Below are 5,519 nucleotides of genomic sequence, written 5' to 3'. Positions count from 1 at the left end.
ATAAAACGTGGCTTTTTTCTTGTCTATACCGCCTTTTTACTCACATAGCGCGTTTACGCCCTAGAGCATCATCGCGGCTAACCAGCCGAAGGCAATTAATGGCAGGTTATAGTGGATAAAGGTGGGGACCACGGTATCCCAAATGTGTTCATGTTGGCCATCGGCGTTCAGGCCCGACGTTGGACCCAAAGTAGAATCCGAAGCGGGTGAGCCAGCATCGCCCAGGGCGGCGGCCGTTCCCACCAAGGCAATGGTTGCCATCGGCGAGAAGCCAAACGCCAGTGAGAGTGGCACATAAATGGTAGCGATAATCGGAATGGTCGAGAACGACGAGCCGATCCCCATGGTCACTAGTAAACCGACAATCAACATCAAAAACGCCGCGAGCGGTTTGTTATCGCCAATCGAGCCTGACAAAGAAGCGACTAAGGACTCCACACCACCCGTTGCTTTCATTACCGCGGCAAACCCAGCGGCGGTGATCATAATAAAGCCGATCATCGCCATCATGTGTACCCCTTTGGTAAACACATCCTGGGTGTCTTTCCAACGGATCACGCCGCCAAAGGTAAACACCATAAAGCCGGCCAATGCGCCGACAATCATCGACCCTGCCATCAGCTGCACGCTTAACGCCGCGACAATCGCAATGCCTGCAACCCACAGGTTACGGGGGCTAATGGCGTGGTTTTCCGGCTCAGCAGTGAGGACGTCCCCTTCACTGTATTGGCGTGGCTGGCGATAGCTGATAAAGGTCGCGATCAGCAAGCCTACTACCATCCCGGCTGCCGGTAATAACATTGCCGTCGGCACCTGGCTGGCGACCACGTTTAGGCCATTGTCATTGAGGTTTTTCAGCAAAATATTATTCAAAAAGATACCGCCAAAGCCGACCGGCAACACCATATACGGCATGATCAAACCAAAGGTCAGCACACAGGCGACCAAGCGACGATCGAGCTTTAAGCGTTGGAACACATGCAATAAAGGTGGGATCACAATAGGAATAAAAGCGATGTGGACCGGAATCGCGTTTTGCGACGAAATAGCCAAAAGGCCTAATAAGACCAAGACCACATATTTAAAGGTGGCGGTATTGGCATCGGTGGGGCGCGCGTTAAGCTTGCGGATCACCGAGTGCGCGAGAACATCGGTGATCCCTGAACGGCTAATTGCGACCGCAAAGGTACCGAGCATCGCATAACTGAGCGCAATAGTGGCACCACCGCCAAGGCCGCCTTCAAAGGCACTGATGGTCTCGGAAATACTGAGCCCACCGACCAGGCCACCAAGGACCGCACTAAAGGTGAGTGCGACGACGACATTGACGCGCATAAGGGCCAGTGCCAGCATGACACAGACTGAAATGACTACCGGGTTCATGGAAACGTTCCTGTTATAGGGGTTATCACTGCAGCGTTGCCGCAGGGGTTATCTATGATTTTGTAATTAAGCTACCCAGTTTGCGCAAAATTTTGTCTGTGTCGAGGGGAAATCGTTTTTTTTTGGTTACTTTCTTTCATGCTTGTCGGTTTTGCTCGCGTTATTCCATCATAGCGGCCAGCCATCGCTTCTAATGTCATTCAGGGCGGGATACTAGATCGAAAAAAGCCGGCCTATGTAGGCCGGCTCGTTGGGTTATGGCTAGGTAGCAGTATTTAGAACAAGTAGTTCAGCTGCAAACCGTAGATGTAAGCATCGCCACCGGCTGAGAAATCAACAGTTGAATCACCTAACGAACCTTCAATAGCGGAACTATCTGTCAATTTCTCACTGCCATCGACTTGGTCGCCATCAAGGAAGGCAAAACCGGCATCAATAGAAAGATTTTCATTGGCAGTGTAAGTTGCTCCTAAACTCCACCATTGACGGTCTGAATCTGGAATGCTTAGCGTGCGTTTTTCTGCTGACACCGGGCTTTCATCATAGGCATAGCCGGCGCGGAAGGCCCAATGATCGCCCATGGTGTAGGTGGCACCGAGTGCATAACGCCAGCTGTTATCCCAACCTTCGTCTTTTTTGAAACATTCTCCACCTGTTACTGAACAACCAGAGCCAGTTGCTTTAAGTTCTTTAAAGCTATCCCAACCGGTGTACATGGCGCTGTAATGGACGGCGATTTGTTGGTTTAACTGGTGGAACCCCGAGAACTCAATGATTTCAGGTAGGTTAAGTTCTAATTCACCGTCAACGGTTGAGCCCGGAGTTCCTGTTTTAGCACCTGTGCCATCGGTAAATTTGCCATCAAGCGTCACATCGGTTTGTGAGCGATAAGTGAGGCCAAAGCGGTTGTTTTCATCAAGTTCCCAAAGGGTGCCGATGTTCCAGCCAAACCCCCAGCCATCACCAGTTAACTTAGCTGTTTGATCACTAGCGGTATCTAATGCTGGGATAGCCACAAATAATGGTCCAGCTTGTCTTTTTAACTCTGCGTCTGCATATACAGCGCTAATCCCCGCACCAATGCTCCACTGATCGTTAAGCTGGTAAGCGATATTGGGGTTAAAATTCATGGTCACCAATTCGGTTGACCCTGCGACTGACCCCGCGTAAAAGTCTTTTGGATAATCAGTCGATAAGCCAAAATTAGAAAAAGCAGAGAAGCCCACCGCTAATTTGTCATCAATCGGCTGAATGATATGGATATTAGGTACAAATTCAGTGGGCGCGATATCTTTAGCGTCTAATGCTGTTGCGCCTTGGGCATATCCAGGGCTAGAACTTTCCGTTACATCCGCATGCACATCCGGATCAATGATACTTAAGCCGCCCGAGAATGCGGTGGTGTTAAAACGGGTTAGGGCAGCCGCGTTGCGTGCGCCGACGGCGGCATTGTCTGCGATAGCGGCTTCACCGGCAAAAGCACGCCCCAAACCGGATACCGAGGTTTCTGATACTTGGAAGCCGGCACTGTGTGCTTGTACGGCTAACAAAGATAAACTGGTTGCCACTAGCGATTTCTTAAATAGTGATGACATAACGCGCCTCACTCCTATGTTAATTAAGCTTCTTGTTCTTTGGGGCCGCCGCTTCAAAGCCCATCTTACGTGGGCGAGAGAAGTGGTCGGATGTTCTACAGGTTCAATACTGGCACCAATTTCGCGTTTGTTAAAGGTTGGTTTCAAAACGGATACCGCACGATGTCACCTGGTTGGGCTGATAATGTTTCTATCGATTGTTTTAAGTAAATACTCTAAAGCGTTTATTGCTCATCTCAGCCCGTGTTTGGCGTAATATGGATAAATTAATTCTGTCGCTCACTCCTTATGTGCCTGTTTAATCGTGGTTAATATGCTGGCTAAATAGAGGCCAAAATAAGATCACAAAAATGTGACAACAAACAAGTTGTTAACAATTAAAGCATACATTTATTGCTGCAACGGATAACCGTGGGTCGGCTCATGCGCTGGGGTTTTATTCGGGCGTCTCTTCCTGCGCGTCAGGCGCAGAGGGCAAAGGCCAGCCGCCTAGGCGCTTCCAACGATTAACAATTTCACAAAATAGCTCGGCCGTACGCTCGGTATCGTAAAGGGCGCTATGGGCTTCTTTGTTATCAAAAGCAATATCAGCGGTTTTACAGGCTTTAGCCAGCACGGTTTGCCCGAGAGCCAAGCCGCTTAAAGCCGCCGTATCAAAGGTGGCAAAAGGGTGGAAGGGGTTACGCTTTAGCTTCGCGCGCTCGGCGGCGGCCATCACAAAGCTGTGATCAAAATTGGCATTGTGGGCGACCATAATGGTGCGCTGGCACTCTGCCGCTTTTTGCTCTTTACGGATCAGTTTAAAAATCTCTTTTAAGGCCTCACCTTCATCAACCGCGCCGCGTAAGGGGCTGTAGGGATCACGAATGCCGGTAAATTCAAGGGCCGCTGGCTCTAAGTTGGCGCCTTCAAAAGGCGTGACATTAAAATGCAATGTTTTATCCGGAGCGAGCCAGCCTTGCTCATCCATTTTTAAGGTTACCGCGCAAATTTCGAGTAATGCATCGGTGTTGGCGTTAAACCCGGCTGTCTCCACATCAACAACAACGGGAAAGTAACCACGGAATCGGGCCTTAAGGCTGTTTAGATCGCTTTCTTGGCTCATGCAATGTCACTTTACTTACAATAATCAGAGCATGATTATCGCAAATCCGGACGATAAGCTAAAGTCACCATCTTGCCGGTCGATATCTTTATCGTTACTCTTGTTGGTTAAACCGTCTCTCACTGCTGGGTGCATCCTCTTTAGGTGTGCAAATATGCCACTCCAAGGATCATAAAGCCTGTGCAGAGCCTCATGCGAAGTTCGGAGTCCAGAATGGCGTCTCGCCTTTTTAAGCCATGCCTGATTAATAATGTGTTGCCGGGCGCGCTGGCCCTCACCGTGGGTCTATTGAGTGCGGGTAATGTTTATGCAAACAAGCAATATGTCGCATCGCTTGGCGAGTCGAACTGGGCGGTGACCATAGATACACCGATCGAGTGCCGCCTGCAGCACAATATTCCTGGATACGGGCTCGCGTCGTTTACCTCGCGCGCCAGCAAAGACATGAATGTAGATTTCGAGTTGGAGATGCAGCGTCCTATGGGCGAGACAGCGCCGGTATCTTTGCTATCCATGCCTGCCGATTGGATGCCCGGTGAACCGGCCCGATACATGGACCAGCTTAAGTTTTTCCAACAGTTTGATGGTTATGTCGGCGGCCAAACGGCCTGGTCGATGTTGAGCGAATTGGAAGAAGGTCGCTTTCCTACCTTTAGTTTTCAAGATTGGCGGCGCCAACAGCGTCAAATCGATGTTGCCCTGTCTGCGGTGGCGTTTGGGGCACCGTACCAAGAATTTAGCCAATGCTTAAACACCTTATTGCCTTACGCGTTTGAGGACATTTCCTTTACCGTGTTGCGCTATCAAGAAAACAGCGATGAGCTCACCAAAGCGAGCCGCCAACGCTTAACCCAAATTGCCGAATTTGTCCGCTATAGCGATGATATTGATTTGGTTTTGGTCGCCACTTATTCCGATGCACGAGGCACACGCGCCGCCAATCAACAAATGTCGGAGCGGCGGGCGAAGAAATTACGTGACTACTTTACCTCTTTGGGCTTGCCTGAGGACAGGATTACCGTTGAAGCCTATGGCGAGCGCCGGCCGGTCGCCGATAACGAGGATCCCATTGGCCGAAGTAAAAACCGTCGTGTGGTGATCTCTCTGGGTAGGACCTTGTTATAAGGCACAGTCAACGTTCAGCGAGTAGGCGGACGTTCAGCCGAGGTGGGATGACAAACCAAAAGCGAACCTTAGTTCCCAGCGACAGAAATAACAAAGCCCTGCGGTTAAAGCAGGGCTTTATTGTCTTGGCTATGTCGCTATCACTAAGGCTYACTCTGTTAAGCGTGTGAGCTTCATAAGAGCAGGTGTCAGTTAACCGTTTAGGCCAGCAGACGCGCTCTTGTTTTGAATAAGCTCGAGCTTATAACCATCAGGGTCAGTGACAAAAGCGATTTCAGTGCTGCCACCTTTTACTGGGCCTGGCTCGCGAG

Annotated in this window: 4 protein-coding genes and 1 pseudogene; 1 reads left to right on the top strand and 4 read right to left on the bottom strand. The window is 50.1% G+C overall.

Annotation, left to right across the window (positions count from 1 at the left end):
• Window positions 1-60 precede the first annotated feature (60 nt).
• The 3 genes from BZG79_RS10880 to rnt all read right to left on the bottom strand — a co-directional run bounded on the left by BZG79_RS10880 (window position 61) and on the right by rnt (window position 4,083).
• Window positions 61-1,383, bottom strand: coding sequence for a Na+/H+ antiporter family protein (locus BZG79_RS10880; protein WP_021022304.1), 1,323 nt, complete (start codon window positions 1,381-1,383; stop codon window positions 61-63).
• A 275-nt stretch (window positions 1,384-1,658) separates the two neighbouring features.
• Window positions 1,659-2,978 (bottom strand): porin, encoded by a 1,320-nt coding sequence (locus tag BZG79_RS10875; RefSeq protein ID WP_077774396.1) that lies wholly within the window; start codon window positions 2,976-2,978, stop codon window positions 1,659-1,661.
• A 436-nt stretch (window positions 2,979-3,414) separates the two neighbouring features.
• Window positions 3,415-4,083 carry a ribonuclease T gene (rnt, locus tag BZG79_RS10870; protein WP_021022306.1) on the bottom strand — a complete coding sequence of 223 codons (669 nt, stop codon included), beginning with the start codon at window positions 4,081-4,083 and terminating at the stop codon, window positions 3,415-3,417.
• A gap of 213 nt (window positions 4,084-4,296) precedes the next feature.
• Between rnt and BZG79_RS10865 the strand changes: the two genes are divergently transcribed.
• Window positions 4,297-5,208, top strand: a complete 912-nt coding sequence (locus BZG79_RS10865) for an OmpA family protein (protein WP_021022307.1) — start codon at window positions 4,297-4,299, stop codon at window positions 5,206-5,208.
• A gap of 192 nt (window positions 5,209-5,400) precedes the next feature.
• On the opposite strand, the pseudogene BZG79_RS10860 reads toward BZG79_RS10865, so the two are convergent.
• Window positions 5,401-5,519: pseudogene (locus BZG79_RS10860) on the bottom strand (lactoylglutathione lyase); the annotation flags it as partial.

Origin of the sequence: Salinivibrio sp. MA427 (genome assembly GCF_001996115.1) — a bacterium.
Classification (GTDB): domain Bacteria; phylum Pseudomonadota; class Gammaproteobacteria; order Enterobacterales; family Vibrionaceae; genus Salinivibrio; species Salinivibrio costicola.
Note: the sequence above shows the minus strand (reverse complement) of the source record. Positions and strands in the feature narration are given on the sequence as shown.

Excerpts from the sequence above, each read along its gene's own strand:
- BZG79_RS10880 (WP_021022304.1), bottom strand. The coding sequence starts at position 1,383 with ATGAACCCGGTAGTCATTTCAGTCTGTGTCATGCTGGCACTGGCCCTT.
- BZG79_RS10875 (WP_077774396.1), bottom strand. The coding sequence starts at position 2,978 with ATGTCATCACTATTTAAGAAATCGCTAGTGGCAACCAGTTTATCTTTG.
- rnt (WP_021022306.1), bottom strand. The coding sequence starts at position 4,083 with ATGAGCCAAGAAAGCGATCTAAACAGCCTTAAGGCCCGATTCCGTGGT.
- BZG79_RS10865 (WP_021022307.1), top strand. The coding sequence starts at position 4,297 with ATGGCGTCTCGCCTTTTTAAGCCATGCCTGATTAATAATGTGTTGCCG.